Here is a 19,775-nt window from a genome sequence, read left to right as displayed (position 1 = left end):
TTCAGAGTCTTATTGCATGATCGATGCGACTTTTGCATCCGTATGATCCAGCCTATGTCAATCCATCAAGGGCTTTCCGCAGCCTGGCATGTCGGCACGGCTGCGGCGGAACCGCGATACGGGGGAATGAAATGATAGGAAAGCTGGACCAGGCATTGCGGTTTCATCAGACGGCGCTGAGCTTGCGGGCGGAACGGCAGCAGGTGCTGGCGTCGAATATCGCCAATGCCGATACGCCGAATTACAAGGCGCGCGACGTCGATTTCAACGCGGCGCTCAAGCAGGCGATCGGCCCGGGCGCCATGCCGGCGACTCCGGTTTCCGCCTCGGCTTCCGTTGCCTCCGCCGGCGCGGGCAAGGCAGCCGCGAATCCGCTGGCCGTTGCGCTGAGCCGCACCTCGGCCGCCCATCTTTCCGGCAATGCCGGCACGACCACCGCCAACGGCGCGCAGATGATGTATCGGCAGACGGCGGTGCAGGGCAACGTCGACGGCAATACGGTCGACATGGATGTGGAACGCAACCAGTTCACCGACAACGCGCTTCGTTATGAAGCCGGCATCACTTTCGCCAGCGGACAGATCAAGACGCTGCTCACCGCAGTCACGGGACAATAATCATGTCGTTATTTAACATCTTCAACGTGGCCGGTTCGGCCATGAGCGCCCAGGGCCAGCGGCTCAATACGGTCGCCAGCAACATCGCCAACGCCGACAGCACCACCAGTTCGACCGGCGAAATCTATCGCGCCAAGCATGTGGTCTTCAGCGTAGAGCAGGGCAAGAACCCGGCGGCGGCCGGCGTGAAGGTGCAGCAGGTGGTCGAGGACAGGTCCGCGCCCAAGATGATGTACGATCCCAAGCATCCGCAGGCCGACGAAAAGGGCTATGTCGCCATGCCCAATGTGAACGTCGTGGAAGAGATGGTCAACATGATTTCCGCCTCGCGTTCCTATCAGACGAACGTCGAGACGATGAATGCAGCCAAGACCATGCTGCTCAAAACCCTGACCCTGGGCCAGTGAGATAGCGAGAGGAGCGCCGGATGACGACAGTACAGACTAACAAGGTGCCAGACGATCTGCTGGCAACCATGAACGGCACCAAGAGCAAATCGACGGCGGTCGAGGAAACCCAGGACCGCTTCATGAAGTTGCTGGTCACGCAGATGAAGAACCAGGATCCGCTTAACCCGCTCGACAATGCCCAGGTCACCAGCCAGATGGCGCAGCTGTCGACGGTGACCGGCATCGACAAGCTCAACACCACGCTGCAGGCCCTGCAGGGCAGCTACCAGACCAGCCAGACGCTGCAGGCCACCGACATGATCGGGCACGGCGTGCTGGTGCCGGGATCGGACATCGCCCTTGTCGAGGGCGCCTCGGTATTCGGCGTCGATATTCCGGAGTCCATCGACAGCATGCAGGTCACGATCCGCGCCCCGGGCGGCCAGGTCGTGCGCACCATGAACATGGGCGCGCAGGAAGCCGGCACGCTGCCGCTGACCTGGGACGGCAAGACCGACAAGGGCGAAGACGCGCCGGACGGCGTCTACAAATTCCAGATCAGCGCGGTGCGCGAGGACAAGGCAATCGCCACCAAGACGCTGTCGTTCGGCGAAGTGTCCAGCGTGACCAGCGGTGCCGCCGGCATCAAATTGACCATTCCAGGCCTGGGCACCGTCGGCTTCGCCGACGTACGCCAAATTTATTAATCAGCTCCAGACAATCGAGCGCAAGGAGAAAAGATGAGTTTTCAACAAGGATTGAGCGGTCTGAATGCGGCTTCCAAGAGTCTGGAGACGATCGGCAACAACGTCGCCAACGCCAATACCGTTGGCTTCAAGTCGTCGCAGGCCCAGTTCGCGGATGTGTACGCCAGCGCGCTGAGCGGCGCCGGTGCCGGCCAGATCGGTATCGGCACCAAGCTGTCGAATGTGGCTCAGCAGTTCACGCAGGGCAATATCACCGGCACCAACAACCCGCTGGACATGGCGATCAACGGCGGCGGCTTCTTCCGCATGAGCAATAACGGCGCGATCACGTACGGACGCAACGGGCAGTTCCAGCTGGACAAGAACGGCTACATCGTCAATCCGGAAGGCTCTCGTCTGACCGGCTACATGGCCGACCTGACCGGCACCATCTCCAAGGGTGCGCCGACGGATATCAATATCCGCACGACCGATTTGCCGCCGGTGGCGACCACGGATCTGCTGCAGCAAGTCAACCTCAATTCCAACAATACCGTGCCGGTGACGACGCCGTTCGATCCCACCGACCCCACCAGCTATAACAGCACCAACTCGGTGACGGTCTACGACAGCATCGGCAACGGCCACGTGATGCAATCCTATTATGTCAAGACCGCAACGGCCGGAGAGTGGCAAGTCTATGCGCAAGTGGACGGTGTTGATGTCACGTTCGGTGCGGCACCCGGAACGCCATTCAGTACTGTAACTTTCGGCACCGACGGCGCCATCAATGCCGCGACTGCCGCCCTGATGCCATTCGCTGTGAACATCGATCTAGATGCTGTCGCCACCGCCAACGGCAAGGTCAACAGCGCGACTGCGACCCAGGTCGTCAACCTCGACTTCACCGGCTCCACCCAGTTCGGCTCGCCGTTCGGCGTGAACAAGCTGACCCAGGACGGCTATACCTCCGGGCGTCTCTCCGGCTTCAACCTGAGCGCCGACGGCATGATCACCGGCCGCTACACCAATGGCGAATCGGCGACGCTCGGCCAGATCGTGCTGGCCAACTTCGCCAATCCGAACGGCCTGCAGCCGCTGGGCAACAACGTCTGGGCTGAATCGTCGGCCTCGGGCCAGGCCCTGGTCGGCACTCCCGATTCCGGCAGCTTGGGCGTACTGCAATCGTCCGCGACCGAGGATTCGAACGTGGACCTGACCGCCGAGCTGGTCAACATGATTACCGCGCAGCGCGTCTACCAGGCCAACGCCCAGACCATCAAGACGCAGGACCAGGTGATGCAGACGCTGGTGAACCTGCGCTGATAGCGCCGGACACGGCCCAATCAACCCTCGCAACCCTTGCATGAGCGGCGCGTTCCGACTGGAATGCGCCGCCGGAGAACAAGATGGATCGCCTCATCTACACCGCGATGTCCGGTGCGAAGCACATCATGGAGAAGCAGGCCACCACGTCGCACAACCTGGCCAATGTTTCCACCACCGGATTTCGCGCGCAGCTCGATTCCTTCCGCGCCATTCCGGTCATCGGCGCGCAGTTGCCCACCCGTTCCTTCGTGGTCGACGCCACCGTCGGCTCCGATTTCCGTCCGGGCGCGATACAGCAGACCGGGCGCGACCTCGATGTCGCGGTGCAGGGGCAGGGCTGGATCGCCGTGCAGCTGGAAGACGGCACCGAAGCCTATACCCGCAACGGCAGCCTGAAGCTCAATGAAAACGGTTTGCTGCAGACGCAGTCGGGTGCATCGGTGATGGGCGACGGCGGACCGATCGCGATTCCGCCTGACGTTAACATCTCGGTCGCCAAGGACGGCACGGTCACCTCGATCGCCGCCGACTACAAGCCGGGCGCGCCCATCATTCTCGGTCGCATCAAGCTTGTGAATCCGCCGGAAGAGAGCCTGGTGCGCGGCGACGACGGCCTGTTCAGATTGAAAGAGGGCGGCGAAGCGGACGCGGATGTCAACGTCGCGCTGATCGGCGGCGCCCTGGAAGGCAGCAATGTCAACGTGGTCGAATCCATGGTCGACATGATCGCGCTGGCCCGCCAGTTCGACATGCATATGCAGCTGATGAAGAACGTTGAAAGCAACGAGGCGAAAGCAGCCCAGCTTCTGTCTTTGACGGGCTGATGAATCGCCAATAATGGTTGAATAAATTGCCGTTGCTGCGCACCGATGCGGGATGCGCGGGGCGGCCGACAAAGCGGGTTTCCGGAGAAAGAAATGATTCGTTCCTTGTGGATTTCCAAGACAGGCCTGGATGCGCAGCAGACGCAGATGGATGTCATCTCGAACAATCTGTCAAACGTGAGCACCGGCGGCTTCAAGCGTTCGCGTGCGGTATTCGAAGACCTGCTGTACCAGACCATGCGCCAGCCCGGCGCGCAGTCGTCGCAGCAGACACAGCTGCCCTCCGGCCTGCAGATCGGCACCGGCGTGCGCGCGGTTGCCACCGAGCGCATCCACACCCAGGGCAACCTGCAGAAAACCGACAACGACAAGGATGTCGCGATCCAGGGCCAGGGCTTCTTTCAGGTGCTCATGCCGGACGGCACCAATGCCTATACCCGCGACGGCTCCTTCCAGATCGACAGCCAGGGCCAGCTGGTGACAGCCAGCGGCTTCGTGGTGCAGCCGGCGATCACCATTCCCGCCAATGCCCAGAGCTTCACGGTCGGCCGCGATGGCACGGTATCGGTCACACAGCCCGGCGTCGCCGCGCCCACGCAGGTCGGTTCGCTGCAACTGGTCACCTTCATCAACCCGGCTGGACTGGAGTCGAAGGGCGAGAACCTGTATGTGGAAACCGCCGCCTCCGGCACGCCCAATGCCAACACGCCCGGCACCAACGGCGCCGGCCTGCTGACGCAGGGCTATATCGAAACCTCCAACGTCAACGTGGTCGAGGAACTGGTGAACATGATCCAGACCCAGCGGGCCTATGAAATCAACAGCAAGGCAATCACGACATCCGACCAGATGCTGCAGCGTCTGGCGCAGCTGTAATCAGGAAATGACGATGAATCGCCTGTCCATGCTGAAGCGATCCGCAATCGAACGGTGCGGCGCCGCATTCCGGAGCGCCGCCGGCATTGCAGGCATAACGGCAACACTGGCATTGACCGGCTGCGCGACCGCGCCCGATACCATCACTCATCAGCCGCCTGTCAACCGGCCGCCGGCGGCGGTGGCCGCCGCGCCATCCAACGGCGCAATCTTTCAGGCCTCGAACTATCGTCCGATGTTCGAAGACCGCCGGGCGCGCCTGGTGGGCGATACCATCATTATCGCCATCAGCGAAAGGACCAGCGCCGGCAAGTCCGAGGGCAATACGGCCAGCAAGAGCGGCAGCGTATCCTTCGGCGCGCCGAGCCTGTTCGGCATACCGGCAACCACTACCGCCAAGCTCGGCCTGTCGGCCAATTCCTCGAACAAGTTCGAGGAAAAGGATGCGACCACGGCAAGCAACAACTTTACCGGCACCATCACTGTCACCGTTTCCGAGGTTCTGCCGAATGGCAACCTGCTGGTGTCCGGCGAAAAGCAGATTTCCTTCGACAAGGGCGTGGAATACGTGCGCTTCTCCGGCATCGTCAATCCCGATCATGTGGTCAGCGGCAACGTGGTGTCGTCCACCCAGGTCGCCGACGCCCGCGTCGAATACCGCACCAACAGCCGCATCGACAGGGCGGAAGTGATGTCGCAGATGACGCGCTTCTTCCTGAGCCTGCTGCCGCTTTAACCGGTCCGCCCCATGATATTCCTGCACAAACCCCGATCCGTACTGGCCCTGACGATGGCGGGCGCCGCGTTCGCCGGCATGCTGGCTGCCTTGCCCGCGCCCGTGCATGCCGAACGGCTCAAGGATCTCGCCAGCATCCAGGGCGTGCGCCAGAACCAGCTGATCGGCTACGGACTGGTGGTCGGCCTTGACGGCAGCGGCGACCAGACCACGCAGACGCCGTTCACCGTGCAAAGCGTGGTGAGCATGCTGCAGAACATGGGCGTGAATCTTCCGCCCGGCACCACGCTGCAGCTGAAAAACGTCGCGGCGGTCATGGTGACCACCTCGCTGCCGGCCTTCGCGCAGCCGGGGCAGATGCTCGATGTCACCGTGTCTTCCATGGGCAATGCCAAGAGCCTGCGCGGCGGCACGCTGCTGATGACGCCGCTCAAGGGCGCGGATGGCCAGATCTACGGCATGGCACAGGGCAATGTGCTTGTCGGCGGCGTCGGCGCCGCGGCCAACGGCAGCAAGGCCCAGGTCAATCACCTGAGCGTGGGCCGCATCTCCAACGGCGCGACCGTGGAACGCGCGGTGCAGAGCTCCTTCAACCGTGGCGACACCGTTTTCCTCGAACTGAACGATTCAGACTTTTCCACCGCGAGCCGCGTGGTGGAAGCGGTCAACCGGCGCTTCGGCCCCGATACCGCCTCGGCCCAGGACGGCCGCGTGATCCGGGTGCGTGCACCTGCCACCAGCGACGAGCGCGTGTCCTTCCTCGGCGCGCTGGAAAGCATCAATGTCACGCCGGCCCAGACCAATGCCAAGGTAATCCTCAATGCCCGAACCGGCTCGGTAGTGATGAACCAGGCCGTCACGCTAGACAGCTGCGCGGTTTCGCACGGCAACCTGTCGGTGGTGATCAATACCGAACCGGTGATCAGCCAGCCTGCGCCGCTGTCGGGCGGGCAGACAGTGGTGACCGGGGTCTCGCAGATCGACATCAAGAAGGAACCGGGCCAGGTGCTGCTGCTCAAGGGCGGTACTTCGCTGGCCGACGTCGTGAAGGCATTGAACGCCATCGGCGCCACCCCCCAGGACCTGCTCGCGATCCTGCAGGCCATGAAGGCCGCGGGATCGCTGCGCGCCGAACTTGAAATTATCTGATTGAACGATTGCCGCCATGGTCAACCGCATTGACACCTCCAACAACTTCGCTGCCGATATCAAGGATATCGGCAAGCTGCGCCAGGCGGCCAAGCAAAACTCGCCGGAAGCCCTGACGGCGACGGCGAAGCAGTTCGAAGCCCTGTTCATGAACATGGTGCTCAAGAGCATGCGCGAAGCCACGCCGCAGGAAGGCTTGTTCGACAGCCAGCAGAGCAAGATGTACACCTCCATGTTCGACCAGCAGCTCAGCCAGACCATGGCTTCGCGCGGGGTCGGCCTGGCGGATGTGCTGACGCGCCAGCTGTCCACGGTCGTCGATGCGCAAAAGGATGGCAAGGACGGGTTGAAGCCCGGCAGCCCGGCGGAAGCGGCCGGTTTTTCGAGGCAGGATCTCAATACGGCGCTGGGCGTGATGCAGATCGCGCCGCCGGCCGAAGCGGCCAGGACATCGAGCAACAAGCCGGCGCATGTGCGGGCATTCCAGGACAAGCTCGGGGCAGCCGCCGAGGATGCCAGCCGCGCCACCGGCATTCCGGCCAAGTTCATGCTCGGCCAGGCGGCGCTGGAAAGCGGCTGGGGCCGGCGCGAGATCAAGGGTGCCGACGGAACAAACAGTTTCAATGTGTTCGGCATCAAGGCAACCGGCGGCTGGACCGGCAAGGTTGTCGAAACCGCAACGACGGAATACGTCAATGGGGTGCCGCGCACCAGGGTCGAGAAATTCAGGGCTTACGATTCCTATGCGGACGCGTTCAAGGATTACGCCAGGCTGCTCACCAACAATCCTCGCTATGAAGCCGTAATCGCCAATGCCAAGGACATCACCGGTTTCGCGCAGGGACTGCAGAAGGCCGGATACGCGACCGACCCGCACTATGCCGCCAAGCTCACGCGCATCATCAAGCAGTCGTTGTCGGTCTGACATTGCCTGCGACGCCGCCCGGACTCATGCCACCGTACCGCCGGTGAGATCTCGAAGGAAAAGGGCGACGGAAGGCGGGCGGGCCTAAAGATTTCCCGCACGCTGCCGTACACAAGGATAACTCTCTCTGGAAAGCTGAAAACATGGGCTCAAGCATCCTCAGCGTCGGCCAAAGCGCGCTCGCTGCTGCACAAGCCGGACTGGCCACTACCGGCCACAATATCGCCAATGCCAACACGCCAGGCTATTCCCGCCAGGTCGTGGTGCAGGCGACCGCCGGTTCGCAGAGCACCGGCGCCGGCTATATCGGCAAGGGCGCGACCGTGGTCGACGTGCGCCGGGTTTTCAGCGACCTGCTGGCAAGCCAGGTGCGCTCCGCCCAGTCGACCCAGAACCAGATCCAGACCTACTACACCCAGGTCAGCCAGATCAACAATCAGCTTGCCGACACCACCGCCGGCCTGTCGCCGGTGCTGCAGGATTTCTTCAAGGGCTTGCAGGATCTGGCCGCCAATCCCAATGCGGTGGCTTCGCGCCAGGCAGCTCTTTCGACCGCGCAGGCACTGGCCGCCAGGTTCAACAGCCTCGATTCGCAGCTAAAGGAAGTCGCTCAGGGCGTCAACAGCCAGATCGCTTCCAGCGTCAGCGAGATCAATACCTACGCCGAACAGATTTCCAAACTGAACGATGCGATCGAGAAGGCTTCCGGCAATTCCGGCGGCAAGATTTCCAATGACCTGCTCGATCAGCGCGACTATGCGATCACGGAGCTGAGCAAGCTGACCCAGACCACGGTCGTCGCGCAGGGCAACAGCGTCAACGTTTTCGTCGGCAGCGGCCAGCCGCTGGTGGTCGGATCAAAGACGCTGCAGCTGGTCACCATGCGGTCCGAGACCGACGCCAGCCGCCTTGAAGTCGGCTACCAGGCCAACGGCACCCAGGTGCGCCTGCCCGACGCCACGCTCACCGGCGGCAAGCTCGGCGGACTGATGGAGTTCCGCGCCAACTCGATGGATGCGGCGCAGAACGCGCTCGGAAGGGTGGCGGTTGGCCTCGCCGCCAGCTTCAACGCGCAGCACCGGCTGGGGCAGGACCAGGCTGGCACGCTCGGCGGCGATTTCTTCGTGCAGCCATCCGCCCGCGTCGATGCGAACAAGAACAATGCGGGACCGCCGCCTGCCGAGGTCAGGGGCGCGATCACCGATGCCAGTCTGCTGACCACCAGCGATTATTCGTTGACCTTCGCCGGCGGCAATTACACCGTGAAGCGTCTGTCCGACGGTGTCACGACCTATACCGGCGCAGGCTTCCCGGGCGGCGCCAACCAGGCGATTCCCGGCGTCACGCTGTCGATGCCGACCGCGGCAACGGCAGGCGACGCGTTTGTGATCCGGCCGACGGTCGACGGCGCAGCCAAGTTCGCGGTCGCGATCCAGGACGTTTCCAAGATTGCGGCTGCTACACCGTTCCGTACCGCCGCGCCGACCACCAATACCGGCAGCGGAAAGATCAGCGCCGGCGAGCTCAAGTCCACGGCGCTGATGCCGGCGACTGCCGGTATAACGCTCACGTACACCAACGGCGTGCCTGGGCAAGTGACCGGCTTGCCTACGAATAAACCGATCACCGTTACGACGCCTGGCGTGCCGCCGGCAGCGCCCACCGTAGTGACCTATCCAGCCGGCACCGCCAGCGTCGACTATGCGGCCGGCGATACGATCACTGTCGATGGAGTAAGCTTCGGCAGCATTCCAATGCCTGTTGCACCCGCGACTACGACGACGACGACAATCAGTGCCACCGCGACGCTGACCTACGATTCGGCGACCAAGACACTCAGCGGCTTCTCGCCCAACCTGGACATCTCGGTCCGGCACGCGGACGGCACTACCACCAACCATCCCGCCGGTTCGCTCACCGACATTCCTTACGTCGACGGCGATACTTTCACCACCGGCGGCGTGAGCTTCACCATCACCGGCACGCCGAACGACAACGACACCTTCACCATTTCGCCCAACGGCAACGGCGTCGGCGACAGCCGCAACGCGGTGCTGCTTGGCGGGCTGCAGACCAAGAACACGCTGGCCGACGGCAAGGCAACCTATCAAGGCGCCTACGCCCAGCTGGTCAGCCTGATCGGCAACAAGACGCGCGAACTGGAAGTCACCAACAAGGCCGAAACCGCCTTCCTGGAACAGGCGGAAACCTCGCTCGAAGCCGAATCCGGGGTGAACCTGGACGAGGAAGCGACCAACCTGATCCGTTTCCAGCAGGCCTACCAGGCGGCGGCAAAGGTGATGCAGACGGCCAGCACCTTGTTCGACACGCTGCTCACGCTCGGCGGCTGATAAGGGATAACGGGGAATAACACTATGCGCATCAGCACCAATACCATCTTCAAGTCCGGCACCACCCGCATGTCGGAACTGGAATCGAGCCTGCTGAAGACGCAGCAGCAGCTTGCGCTGAGCAAGCGCGTGGTCAAGCCTTCCGACGATCCGGTCGCCGCGGCGCAGATCCTCGAATTAACGCAGTCGCAGGCTGTCAATAACCAGTATTCGGTCAACCGGCAGAATGCCAAGAGCGCGCTCGGCATGGAAGAGAATGCGCTGCAGAGCATCACCACGCTGCTGCAGAACGTGAAGACGCTCACCGTCAATGCCGGCAACGGCGTGCTCGACAGCACCCAGCTCGATTACATCGCAACCGAGCTGAGCGGCTATCAGGACGAGCTCATCTCGCTTGCGAATTCCCGCGATGCTTCCGGCAACTACATTTTTTCCGGATTCCAGACTACGACGCAGCCCTTCGTCAAGACGCCGAGCGGAGCAACCTATATCGGCGACCAGGGCGCGCGCATGCTGCAGATCGGTCCGAGCCGCCAGATCTCGCTGAGCGATTCCGGCAGCGCGGTTTTCGAAAGCAACAAGAGCGGCAACGGCACCTTCGTGACCGGCAAGGGCAGCACCAATGCCGGCACCGGCGTCATTTCACCCGGTTCCATCGTCAACCCCACCGCGCTCACAGGGCATGACTACAATATCGTCTTTACCGGCCCGAACACCTTCGACGTAATCGACGCGACAACATCGCCGCCGCCTCCGGCGCCACCGACAACGGTGCTGAGCGCGCAACCCTATGTCAGCGGCCAGTCGATCACATTCGACGGACTGCAGTTCGACGTCACGGGCACGCCGGCAACAGGCGACAGCTTCACCGTGCGCCCCTCGAAGAACCAGAGCATCTTCACCGCGATGAACGACCTGATCACCTTGCTGAAGACGCCGATCGCGGGCGATGCGGGCAAGGCCAACCTGACCAACGGCCTCAATGCCGCGCATGCCAATATCGATACCGCGCTCGACAGCGTGCTGACCGTGCGCGCATCGGTCGGCTCCCGGCTGAAGGAACTCGATTCGCTGGATACGCAAGGCGATGACCGCAGCCTGCTGTATGCGGAGTCGCTGTCCACGCTGCAGGACCTGGACTACACCAAGGCCATCACCGATCTCTCCAAGCAGAAGATCATGCTCGAAGCGGCGCAGCAAGCGTTCGTAAAGACGTCGGGCCTGACCTTGTTCAATTTCATGCCGAACTGACCATCTAGCCGGCAGTTATTGAAAATGAAAACGCGGGCAGATGCTCGCGTTTTCATTTGTCGTCCGTACTATTGGCTGCCCGAATCGAATGTTGTTGCAGATATCAGAACAGGAAACGGCATCTGGGCGAGTATCACCGCCTTCCGCCGCCCAGCAGCATCTGCAGCATGAATTCATTCCCCTCCGTGAACAGCTTCTGCATCGGCACCGCAAGATAAGGCAGGACGAGCGCAATGACGAGGAAACCCACGGCCAGCGTCACGGGAAAGCCGATGCCGAACAGGTTGAGCTGAGGCGCGGCGCGGGTCAGTATGCCGAGCGCGATGTTGGTGATCAGCAGCGCCGCGATCACCGGCAGCGCCAGCTGCACGCCGGAACTGAAGATCAGGCCGCCCCAATTGGCCAACTGGCGAAAGCCGCCAGTGCCCGTTGGCTGCGCGGCGATCGGAATGGTGGTGAAGCTTTCCACCAGGGTGGACAGCATCATCAGGTGCACATTCAGTGCAAGGAACAGCATCAGCGTGAGCAGCGCGAGAAACTGCGACAGCGCGGAGGAGCGGGCGCGCGTCTGCGGGTCGAAGAAGGTGGCGAATCCAAAGCCCATGGTGAGGCCGCAAATCTCGCCTGCCATCTCGACCGCGGCGAACACGATGCGCATCGCGAACCCCATTGCCAGACCGATGACGAGCTGCTGCAGCACGATGAGCAGGCCGGCGAATGACATGGGATCGGCGGCGGGGAGGGCCGGCACCGCCGGCGCGACCACGATGGAGAGCATGATGCCGAGCCCGAGTTTGACGCGCGCCGGAATGGCGAGATTGCCGAACAGCGGTGCGGTGGCGATCAGGCCGAGGATACGGGTCAGCGGCCACAGGAATGCGGCGATCCAGGTATTTAGCTCTGCGCTGGTGAACGTGATCATTGAACGAGGATTGAGGCGGCGGGCCGGCGCCGCCGGCGTTCAATCGAATATTGGATGAAAGGCGAGGCCGGTTAAGCTGATGATGCCCGCCGGGTCAGCCCACCATGCCCGGAATGCTGGCAAACATCTGGCGCATGTAATCGAGCATTACCGTCAGCATCCACGGACCGGCAATGATCATCGTGATGAAGATCGCAACGAGCTTCGGAATGAAGGACAGCGTCGCTTCATTGATCTGCGTGGCGGCCTGGAAAATGCTGATGATCAGGCCCACCGCCAGCGCCACCAGCAGCATCGGCGCGGCGACCATCAATGTGACTTCCATGGCCTGGCGGCCCATCGTCATGACGCTTTCCGGAGTCATTGGATATCCTTTAATTTCAGAAGAAACTTTGGGCAAGCGAGCCGATCAGCAGCTGCCAGCCGTCGACCAGCACGAACAGCATCAGCTTGAACGGCAGCGACACGATGGCCGGCGACATCATCATCATGCCCATCGACATCAGTATGCTGGCCACCACCATGTCGATGATGAGAAACGGAATGAAGATGGCGAAACTGATCTGGAACGCGGTCTTGAGTTCGCTGGTGATGAAGGCAGGCACCAGCACGCGCAGCGGCACGTCTTCGGGACCGTTAAGCGCGGGCGTGTCGGACAGCTTTACATAGAGCGCAAGATCCGACTGGCGGGTCTGCTTCATCATGAAGCTCTTGAGCGGCACCACGCCGCGTTCGAGCGCCTGCGACATCGTGATCTTGTTTTCCGACAGCGGCTGGTAGGCATCGGTATAGACGCGGTCGAGCACAGGTCCCATGACGAACAGCGACAGGAACAGCGCAAGGCCGATGAGCACCTGGTTGGGCGGCGCGGTCTGCGTACCCAGCGCCTGCCTCAGCAGCGACAGCACGATGATGATGCGGGTGAAGCTGGTCATCATCAGCAGGGCCGCCGGCAGCAGGGTCAGTCCGGTGAGCAGGATCAGCGTTTGCAGGCTGAGGGAATAGGTCTGCCCGCCGCCCGGCCCCGGGCTGCTGGTCACCGCCGGCAGCCCGGTCTGGGCCGCGGCCAGCAGCGGCAAGCCGAGCAGCGCGAGCAGGACCAGCAGCGCGGGCAGGGCAAGGGAAGGCAGTCGGAAAGGCATCTTGGAAACAGTGTTCACTTCGGGAAGGCGCGGCGAGCTTTACTTGCCATTGCGCTTGTCGATGGTTTGCTTGAGCCAGGCGGCGAAGTTCTTGTTGTCGGGCAGGGCTTGCAGGGTGGGCGCGGATTCCTGCTTCGGCATGGAAGAGAGCGCGCTGACGCGGCCGGGGGCCACCCCCACCACGATCCACTGGTCGGCGACTTCAACCACCAGCACGCGCTCGCGATTGCCGACGCTTACGCCGCCGACCACGCGCGCCACGTTGCCGTTGGCGGTTCCCGCCACGCCCATGCGCTTGAGCAGCCAGACGCCGCCTGCCATCAGTGCCAGCACGGCAACGAGGCCGAGCAGGACCTGGAGCAGGCTGCCTGCCGATGCGGGGGATGCCGCCGTGGCTGTTGTGGCCGCTGCGGCCGCCGTAGCCGCCGGCGCAGCGGCCTGTTCCGCCGCCTGCGCAATAGAAGTCGCCAGCATGGCCAGCGCTATGGGAATACGTGCGAATCTCATCTGTTGAGCTTGCGGATGCGTTCGGACGGCGTGATGATGTCCGTCAAGCGGATACCGAACTTGTCGTTCACCACCACCACCTCGCCCTGGGCGATCAGACAGCCGTTGACCAGCACGTCCATCGGCTCGCCGGCCAGGCCGTCGAGTTCTACAACCGATCCCTGTGCCAGTTGCAGCAGGTTCTTGATGGCGATCTTGGTGCGGCCGAGTTCCACCGTCAGCTGTACCGGGATGTCGAGGATGAAGTCGATGTCGTTGTTGGTGTTCGACTTGCCCGGAGAGGCGGCGAAATCCTGGAATACCGTTGCCTGGGCCTGTTTCGCGGCCAACGCGGCCGCTTCCGCCTGCGCCTGTTCGGCGATCGCGGCGCCCCAGTCGTCGTCCATGCTCGACTGGTCGTTTTCGTCAGCCATTGTCTTCTCCTTGCATAAATTCATTGGTGCTGTAGGTCAGCAGCTTTTCGACGCGCAGCGCATACTGCCCGTTGAACTTGCCGTAGCTGCATTCCATGACCGGAACGCCGTCGACCTTGCCCGCCACGGTTTCGGGGATCGAGATCGGAATGACATCCCCGACCTTCATGTTGAGGATTTCGCCGAGCGTGGTGTTGGCCGTGCCGAGGTCGGCCACGATCTGCACTTCGGCGGTCTGGATCTGCTGGGTCATCAGGCGCACCCAGCGCTTATCCATTTCCAGCGTCTCGCCCTGCAAGCTGCTGGTGAGGATGTCGCGGATCGGCTCGATCATCGAGTAGGGCGTGCAGAAATGCATCTCGCCGCTGACCGGGCCGAGTTCGACCGTGAAAGTCGTCGCCACCACCACTTCGTTGGGCGTGGCGATGTTTGCGAATTGCGTGTTCATCTCGGAGCGGACGTATTCGAACTCGACCGGATACACCGGCTCCCATGACTTGGCATAGGTTTCGAACACGATGCCGAGAATGCGCTGGATGATGCGCTGTTCGGTCTGCGTGAAATCGCGGCCTTCCACGCGGGTGTGGAAACGGCCGTCGCCGCCGAAGAGGTTGTCGACCAGCAGGAACACCAGGTTGGGATCGAATACCATCAGCGCGGTGCCGCGCAGTGGTTTCATGTGAACCAGGTTCAGGTTCGTCGGCACCACCAGGTTGCGGATGAATTCGCTGTATTTGTGCACACGCACCGGACCGATCGATACTTCGGCGCTGCGATGCAGGAAGTTGAACAGGCCGATGCGCAGCAGGCGGGCGAAACGCTCGTTGATGATTTCCAGCGTCGGCATCCTGCCACGGACGATGCGCTCCTGCGTGGCGAGGTTGTACGGACGTATCCCGGAGTCGTCTTCCGGCGCGGCGCTTTCGTCCTGGTCGCCGGTTACGCCCTTGAGCAGGGCATCGACTTCTTCCTGGGATAGGAAATTGTCAGCCATGATCTTACTGGATCACGAAGGACGTGAAGAAGACACCACTGGCCGATTGCGGCGCAGCGTTCGGAACGAAAGGCTTGGTGACTTCGGCGAGGATGTCGGTCTGCAGTTTCTGCTTGCCTTCGGCGGTGCCGATTTCCGATGCCTTGCGGCTGGCGAGCAGCAGCAGGATGCGGCTGCGCAGCAGCGGCATGTACATTTTCAGGTAGTCTACCTGCGACTGGTCGGCCACCTGCAGGGTGAACGCCACCTGCAGGTACTGTTCGCCGTTTTCCGGCTGCAGATTGACCGTGAACGGTTCCATCTGCAGGAAAACCGGCGGCTTGCTCAGATCGACCTTCGGCGGCGGCGGAGCGGCCGTCGCATGCCCATCCTGCCCGCCCTGGGCCTTGCCCATGAAGAACCAGGCCGCTCCGGCGCCGATGGCGGCCAGCAGCAAGGCGCCGACGATGATGATGATCAGCTTCTTCTTCGAACCTTTTGCCGCGGCGCCGGATCCGGCGCCATCGTCTGCGGCTGCGACTTTCGCGTTTGCTTTCGAGGCGGTTGCCATGTTTGTTCCTTAGTCCCGCCCGCATCGCGGATCGGTGTTACTGCACAATTTCCTGACGCATTATCGTCAAGCGGCGGCTTCGAGGATGCGTTGAACAGAAGGGGGAAGTCGACTCAAATCCATTTCCCTCAAATAGTGTTGCCTGATCCTCATGTCCACCGGTTATCGTTCGTGCCAGCTCCGCTCGGCGGTTACACGAAGGTATCCACCATGCCGATGCCGCCGGAAGAAGCTGTTGCACGGCTCGGCTGTACTGCGGCGACATTGCCTTCTGCATTCATGTCATTGCCGCCGTTGCCCCGGTTGCCATGCCTGGATGCGAACGACTGGCCTTGCTGGCTCTGCTGGTTCGGCGACCCGCTATTGACGGTTGCCTGTCCCAGCTGGATGCCGGCTTCGCCAAGCATGTCGCGCAGTTTCGGCAATGCCGCTTCCAGTGCCTGGCGAACTTCCGGCTGCGCGGCGGAGAAGGTTGCAGTCGCCTGCGAATTGCTGACGTTGAGGACCACCTGCAGCGGGCCGAGATCAGGCGGGTTCAGGGTCAGCGAGGCGCTCTGCTGTTCACCCGCGACCATCCACACCACTTTCTGGCCGAGCGCCTGGTCCCAGCCGGGCGTGCCGACCGCTGGCGTCAGCCGGTCCGCGGCTCTAGTTTCCGACGTGCGCGCGGCGGCCTGAAGCTGCATCATCTGCGGAACGGCTTGCGCTCCGGCCGGGCCTTGCGTCATCGTATCTTGCAGTGCTGCGGTGAAGCCGGATGATGCCGATTCGCCGTCCGCTCCCAGCATCAATTCCTTGCCTTTGGCCGCAAGGGCGGCCAGATCGTCGGTGGCTGCGCCGGCATCGGCGTCGCTTTTTGCCGCGAGCGACTGGTCGAGCAGCATGTCTTTCGCGCCGGTGCGGCGGCCGTCGGTGTCGAGGCCGAGCTCCTTGCCGGCCGACTGCATGTCGGATGCCGTTTCCAGCTTGTCAGGGCGGATGGCCGCCTGGTCGCCGCGCAGCATGCCGGCCGCAGCCAGCAGCAGGGCCGGATCCACCATGGCTTGCTGGGTATCTTGCGCCTGGGCCATTGCCGCGTCGCTCGCGGCTTCGGCCGGCATTGTCATCTGGACCAAGCCGGCAACCATGGCCAGCAGGTCCTCGGGCGATTGCGCGGCGGTTTCCTTGCTTTCGGAAGCCTCGTCGCTGGCCGACGTTTTTTCGGAACTGCTCTTGTTCTTGACCGCCTGCCTGTTGTCGCCGGCATTGCCGCGCGCTGCCGCCTGCTGGGCCGAAGAAGGCGAGGGCGCCGATGTCGAGGCTGACTGCTGGGCCTTGTCCGGTGCCGGCGATGTTTCCTTGCGCGCCGGCGCATTGGCCGGCTGGCTCGGCTGGCGCTCGGCCACTTCGCGGGACAGCAGCTGTCCGAAAGACTGTGCGGGATTTCCCGCGTCCGCTTTCCTGCCGGCCGGTGCGGCAGCGGTGAACAGCGTGGCGGGATTGGTAACCTGGGGCGTTGGCATGTCTGGTCTACCGTTTATAGTTGGCTAGGCGGGTTGCGTACTCATCCATCATTTTCTGGTCGCGCTTGCTTTCCTTGCGCTGCTCTATCGTTTCCTTGCGCGCGGCCAGCGTGCCGTACGACATGCGCTTGCGTTCGGCAGTCTGCCAGGCGCCGCGCTCCTCCGCGATGCGGCGCTTGGCGTTGTCCACGATCTGCTGCTGGCCGGCGATCGCCGTGTCGAGCTTCTCAAGGAAGAGCTGAAAATTGCGGTATCCCATGGCGGTCATTCCGCTCGAAAGCCCCGTCCTGAAGCGGGCCTCGTAGTCCTCGCGGTACTGCATCAGCATGTCGAGCTTCTGCTCGGTATCCTGGCAGGCGCGCACGGCGACGCCCAGCCGCTTGGCGGCTTCATCGGTCTGGGTGGTTGCCAGTTCGATAAGAGTGTCGAGTGCGGATTGTTTTGCCATGATTCATTATAGTTCCGCAACACAAGATCTCATCCGTTGAAAAGCGCGGCAAGTTGCCCCAAGCTCTCCGCAATGGCGGATTTTTCACCGATGTCCTGCTGCAGGAAGGCTTCGATTTTCGGATTGAGGGCAATCGCCTGGTCCAGCACCGGGTCCGAGCCGGCGCTGTAGGCCCCGACGCTGATGAGGTCGCGATTGCGCAGATAGCGGGAATACAGCTGCTTGACCCGGCGCATGAGTTTCTGGTGCTGGTCCGAGGTGATGTTGTGCATCGCCCGGCTGATCGACTGTTCGACATCGATCGCCGGATAGTGGCCGGCCTCGGCCAGGCTCCGGTTGAGTACGATGTGGCCGTCGAGAATGGCGCGCGCCGAATCGGCGATCGGGTCCTGCTGGTCGTCGCCTTCGGTCAGCACGGTGTAGAAGGCGGTGATGGAGCCGCCGCCTTCCTTGCCGTTACCGGCGCGTTCCACCAGCGCCGGCAGCTTGGCGAACACCGACGGCGGATAGCCCTTGGTTGCCGGCGGTTCACCGATGGCCAAGGCGATTTCACGCTGTGCCATCGCATAGCGGGTCAGGGAATCCATGATCAGCAGCACGCTCTTGCCCTGGTCCCGGAAGTATTCCGCAACCGTGTGGGTGTAGGCCGCGCCCTGCAGCCGCATCAGCGGCGACACGTCGGCCGGGGCGGCGATCACCACCGAGCGCGCCAGGCCGACCGTGCCGAGGATCTGTTCGATGAATTCCTTGACCTCGCGTCCCCGTTCGCCGATCAGGCCGACGACGATCACGTCGGCGCTGGTATAGCGCGCCATCATGCCGAGCAGCACGCTCTTGCCGACGCCGGAACCCGCGAACAGGCCCATGCGCTGCCCGCGTCCGACGGTCAGCATGCTGTTGATCGCCCGCACGCCGGTGTCGAGCACCTCGGAGATCGGGGCGCGGAAGAGCGGGTTGCCGGGACGGACGTTGAGCGGCGCGGAGTGTGCCGCCTGCAGCGGCCCGAGCGAGTCGAGCGGCCGGCCCGCCGCGTCCAGCACGCGGCCCAGCAATTCCTCGCCGACCGGCAGGTGCCTGCCGCGGTCGCTGGGGCGCCGCCGGGGATGGGCCACGGTGCCGGGGCGGGGCAGGGTCTGCACGACTTCCAGCGGGTACACGCGCGAGCCGGGCACCACGCCTTCCACATCGCTCTGCGGCATCAGGAACAGCTTGTCGTTTTCAAAGCCGACCACTTCAGCCTCGATCTTCGCGCCGCTGCCAAGCGGCACGGTGCAGGCGCTGCCGACGGCCAGCTTCAGGCCGACCGCTTCCATCACCAGGCCGGCGACGCGGGTCACGCGGCCGGAAACCTGCATCGGTTCCGCGATGCCCGCCAGCGCGCTGCAGTCGCGCAGATAGGCTTGCCAGCGTTCGGTGGGTTCAGCGGGTTGGGTGGGGTGGATGGGCGCGCCGATCATTCCAGCCAGCCATTGTGCTTGCCGAGCGCTTCCGCGATGCGCTGCCAGCGCACTTCGGCGGAAGCGTCGATCTGGTTGCTGGCGGTTTCGATGCGGCAGCCGCCGCGTTCCAGGTGCGGATCTTCCGTCACGCGCCAGCCATTGCGGCTCAGTTCCTCGCCTATATGCGTGGTCACGACAAGGGCGTCGTCCGGGTGCAGGGCGAGCAGGGCGGGTTGCTGCACCACCGGCAGGTAGCGGATTGCTTCGTTCACCACCGGCAAGACCAGCTCGGGGCGGACTTTCAGCGATGTCTTGAGCATGGCCTTGGCCAGGTCCAGCGCAAGTTCGAGCATGTCGGACGCGACGGTGTCGGTCGCACGCTCGATGGCGCTGCCGAAGGTTTCGGCGATCTTGCGCACCGGCGCCAGTTCGGCTACCAGGGCTTCGCGCGCCGTTTCAAGCGCCTCGGCGTGCCCCTGGGCGTAGCCTTCGGCATGGCCGGCCTGGTGTCCCTGCGCATGGCCTTCCTCGTAACCCTGGCGCCTTGCCTCCTCACGCAGCAGGGCGAGTTGTTCGGCCGCCTGCTGTTCGGCCAGCGCGGCTTCCTGCCTCGCGCTGGGGCGGTTGTCGCCAAGGGAAGCCAGTTCCCAGCGCTGGTAGGCCGATAACTGTTCTTTTGGAATGATGGTGGAACTCATGGGCTTTCCTGGTGATTCACGGCGGCA

General features: G+C 63.1%; 22 protein-coding genes. 11 read left to right on the top strand and 11 right to left on the bottom strand.

Going from position 1 to position 19,775, the window contains the following annotated elements; genetic code table 11:
- The first annotated feature begins 131 nt into the window (after positions 1-131).
- The 11 genes from flgB (at position 132) to flgL (ending at position 11,133) form a co-directional block, all read left to right on the top strand.
- Positions 132-617: a flagellar basal body rod protein FlgB gene (flgB, locus tag RY831_RS19635; protein ID WP_326508080.1), complete on the top strand. Its 486-nt coding sequence runs from the start codon at positions 132-134 to the stop codon at positions 615-617.
- Between the two features lie 2 nt (positions 618-619).
- The gene (flgC, locus tag RY831_RS19630) at positions 620-1,024 is read left to right on the top strand and encodes a flagellar basal body rod protein FlgC (RefSeq protein ID WP_326508079.1); all 405 of its coding nucleotides are present in this window, start codon (positions 620-622) and stop codon (positions 1,022-1,024) included.
- Positions 1,025-1,044: 20 nt separating this feature from the next.
- Positions 1,045-1,713, top strand: coding sequence for a flagellar hook assembly protein FlgD (locus RY831_RS19625; protein WP_326508078.1), 669 nt, complete (start codon positions 1,045-1,047; stop codon positions 1,711-1,713).
- A gap of 33 nt (positions 1,714-1,746) precedes the next feature.
- Positions 1,747-3,018 carry a flagellar hook protein FlgE gene (gene flgE, locus RY831_RS19620; protein WP_326508077.1) on the top strand — a complete coding sequence of 424 codons (1,272 nt, stop codon included), beginning with the start codon at positions 1,747-1,749 and terminating at the stop codon, positions 3,016-3,018.
- Between the two features lie 83 nt (positions 3,019-3,101).
- Positions 3,102-3,845 (top strand): flagellar basal-body rod protein FlgF, encoded by a 744-nt coding sequence (flgF, locus tag RY831_RS19615; RefSeq protein ID WP_326508076.1) that lies wholly within the window; start codon positions 3,102-3,104, stop codon positions 3,843-3,845.
- A gap of 93 nt (positions 3,846-3,938) precedes the next feature.
- The gene (gene flgG, locus RY831_RS19610) at positions 3,939-4,721 is read left to right on the top strand and encodes a flagellar basal-body rod protein FlgG (protein ID WP_326508075.1); all 783 of its coding nucleotides are present in this window, start codon (positions 3,939-3,941) and stop codon (positions 4,719-4,721) included.
- A gap of 28 nt (positions 4,722-4,749) precedes the next feature.
- A complete protein-coding gene (locus tag RY831_RS19605; RefSeq protein ID WP_437126297.1) occupies positions 4,750-5,457 on the top strand; it encodes a flagellar basal body L-ring protein FlgH in 708 nt (235 codons plus the stop codon).
- Positions 5,458-5,511: 54 nt separating this feature from the next.
- Complete coding sequence (locus tag RY831_RS19600) at positions 5,512-6,606, top strand: flagellar basal body P-ring protein FlgI (RefSeq protein ID WP_326508152.1); 1,095 nt, start codon at positions 5,512-5,514, stop codon at positions 6,604-6,606.
- A gap of 16 nt (positions 6,607-6,622) precedes the next feature.
- Entirely contained in the window at positions 6,623-7,531 is a 909-nt protein-coding gene (gene flgJ / locus RY831_RS19595; protein ID WP_326508073.1) for a flagellar assembly peptidoglycan hydrolase FlgJ, read from the top strand.
- 143 nt (positions 7,532-7,674) lie between these two features.
- Entirely contained in the window at positions 7,675-9,882 is a 2,208-nt protein-coding gene (gene flgK, locus RY831_RS19590) for a flagellar hook-associated protein FlgK (RefSeq protein ID WP_326508072.1), read from the top strand.
- Positions 9,883-9,906: 24 nt separating this feature from the next.
- Positions 9,907-11,133 (top strand): flagellar hook-associated protein FlgL, encoded by a 1,227-nt coding sequence (gene flgL, locus RY831_RS19585; protein ID WP_326508071.1) that lies wholly within the window; start codon positions 9,907-9,909, stop codon positions 11,131-11,133.
- A gap of 133 nt (positions 11,134-11,266) precedes the next feature.
- On the opposite strand, the gene fliR is transcribed toward flgL, so the two are convergent.
- From fliR to fliH, 11 genes are all read right to left on the bottom strand, one after another.
- Positions 11,267-12,055: a flagellar biosynthetic protein FliR gene (fliR, locus tag RY831_RS19580; protein ID WP_326508070.1), complete on the bottom strand. Its 789-nt coding sequence runs from the start codon at positions 12,053-12,055 to the stop codon at positions 11,267-11,269.
- Between the two features lie 94 nt (positions 12,056-12,149).
- Positions 12,150-12,419 carry a flagellar biosynthesis protein FliQ gene (gene fliQ, locus RY831_RS19575; RefSeq protein ID WP_326508069.1) on the bottom strand — a complete coding sequence of 90 codons (270 nt, stop codon included), beginning with the start codon at positions 12,417-12,419 and terminating at the stop codon, positions 12,150-12,152.
- Between the two features lie 16 nt (positions 12,420-12,435).
- Entirely contained in the window at positions 12,436-13,197 is a 762-nt protein-coding gene (gene fliP, locus RY831_RS19570) for a flagellar type III secretion system pore protein FliP (RefSeq protein WP_326508068.1), read from the bottom strand.
- 39 nt (positions 13,198-13,236) lie between these two features.
- Positions 13,237-13,704 (bottom strand): flagellar biosynthetic protein FliO, encoded by a 468-nt coding sequence (gene fliO / locus RY831_RS19565; RefSeq protein ID WP_326508067.1) that lies wholly within the window; start codon positions 13,702-13,704, stop codon positions 13,237-13,239.
- Positions 13,701-14,117: a flagellar motor switch protein FliN gene (gene fliN, locus RY831_RS19560; RefSeq protein WP_326508066.1), complete on the bottom strand. Its 417-nt coding sequence runs from the start codon at positions 14,115-14,117 to the stop codon at positions 13,701-13,703. The genes fliO and fliN overlap by 4 nt, the downstream gene beginning before the upstream one ends.
- Complete coding sequence (gene fliM, locus RY831_RS19555; RefSeq protein ID WP_326508065.1) at positions 14,110-15,111, bottom strand: flagellar motor switch protein FliM; 1,002 nt, start codon at positions 15,109-15,111, stop codon at positions 14,110-14,112. The genes fliN and fliM overlap by 8 nt, the downstream gene beginning before the upstream one ends.
- Positions 15,112-15,115: 4 nt before the next feature.
- Entirely contained in the window at positions 15,116-15,661 is a 546-nt protein-coding gene (gene fliL, locus RY831_RS19550; protein ID WP_326508064.1) for a flagellar basal body-associated protein FliL, read from the bottom strand.
- A 191-nt stretch (positions 15,662-15,852) separates the two neighbouring features.
- Positions 15,853-17,163: a flagellar hook-length control protein FliK gene (locus RY831_RS19545; protein WP_326508063.1), complete on the bottom strand. Its 1,311-nt coding sequence runs from the start codon at positions 17,161-17,163 to the stop codon at positions 15,853-15,855.
- Between the two features lie 7 nt (positions 17,164-17,170).
- A complete protein-coding gene (gene fliJ / locus RY831_RS19540; RefSeq protein ID WP_326508062.1) occupies positions 17,171-17,611 on the bottom strand; it encodes a flagellar export protein FliJ in 441 nt (146 codons plus the stop codon).
- Between the two features lie 29 nt (positions 17,612-17,640).
- Positions 17,641-19,068, bottom strand: a complete 1,428-nt coding sequence (gene fliI / locus RY831_RS19535; RefSeq protein WP_326508061.1) for a flagellar protein export ATPase FliI — start codon at positions 19,066-19,068, stop codon at positions 17,641-17,643.
- Entirely contained in the window at positions 19,065-19,748 is a 684-nt protein-coding gene (gene fliH / locus RY831_RS19530; RefSeq protein ID WP_326508060.1) for a flagellar assembly protein FliH, read from the bottom strand. The genes fliI and fliH overlap by 4 nt, the downstream gene beginning before the upstream one ends.
- Positions 19,749-19,775: the final 27 nt, after the last annotated feature.

This window comes from Noviherbaspirillum album, assembly GCF_035916955.1.
GTDB lineage: Bacteria > Pseudomonadota > Gammaproteobacteria > Burkholderiales > Burkholderiaceae_D > Noviherbaspirillum > Noviherbaspirillum album.
Note: the sequence above shows the minus strand (reverse complement) of the source record. Positions and strands in the feature narration are given on the sequence as shown.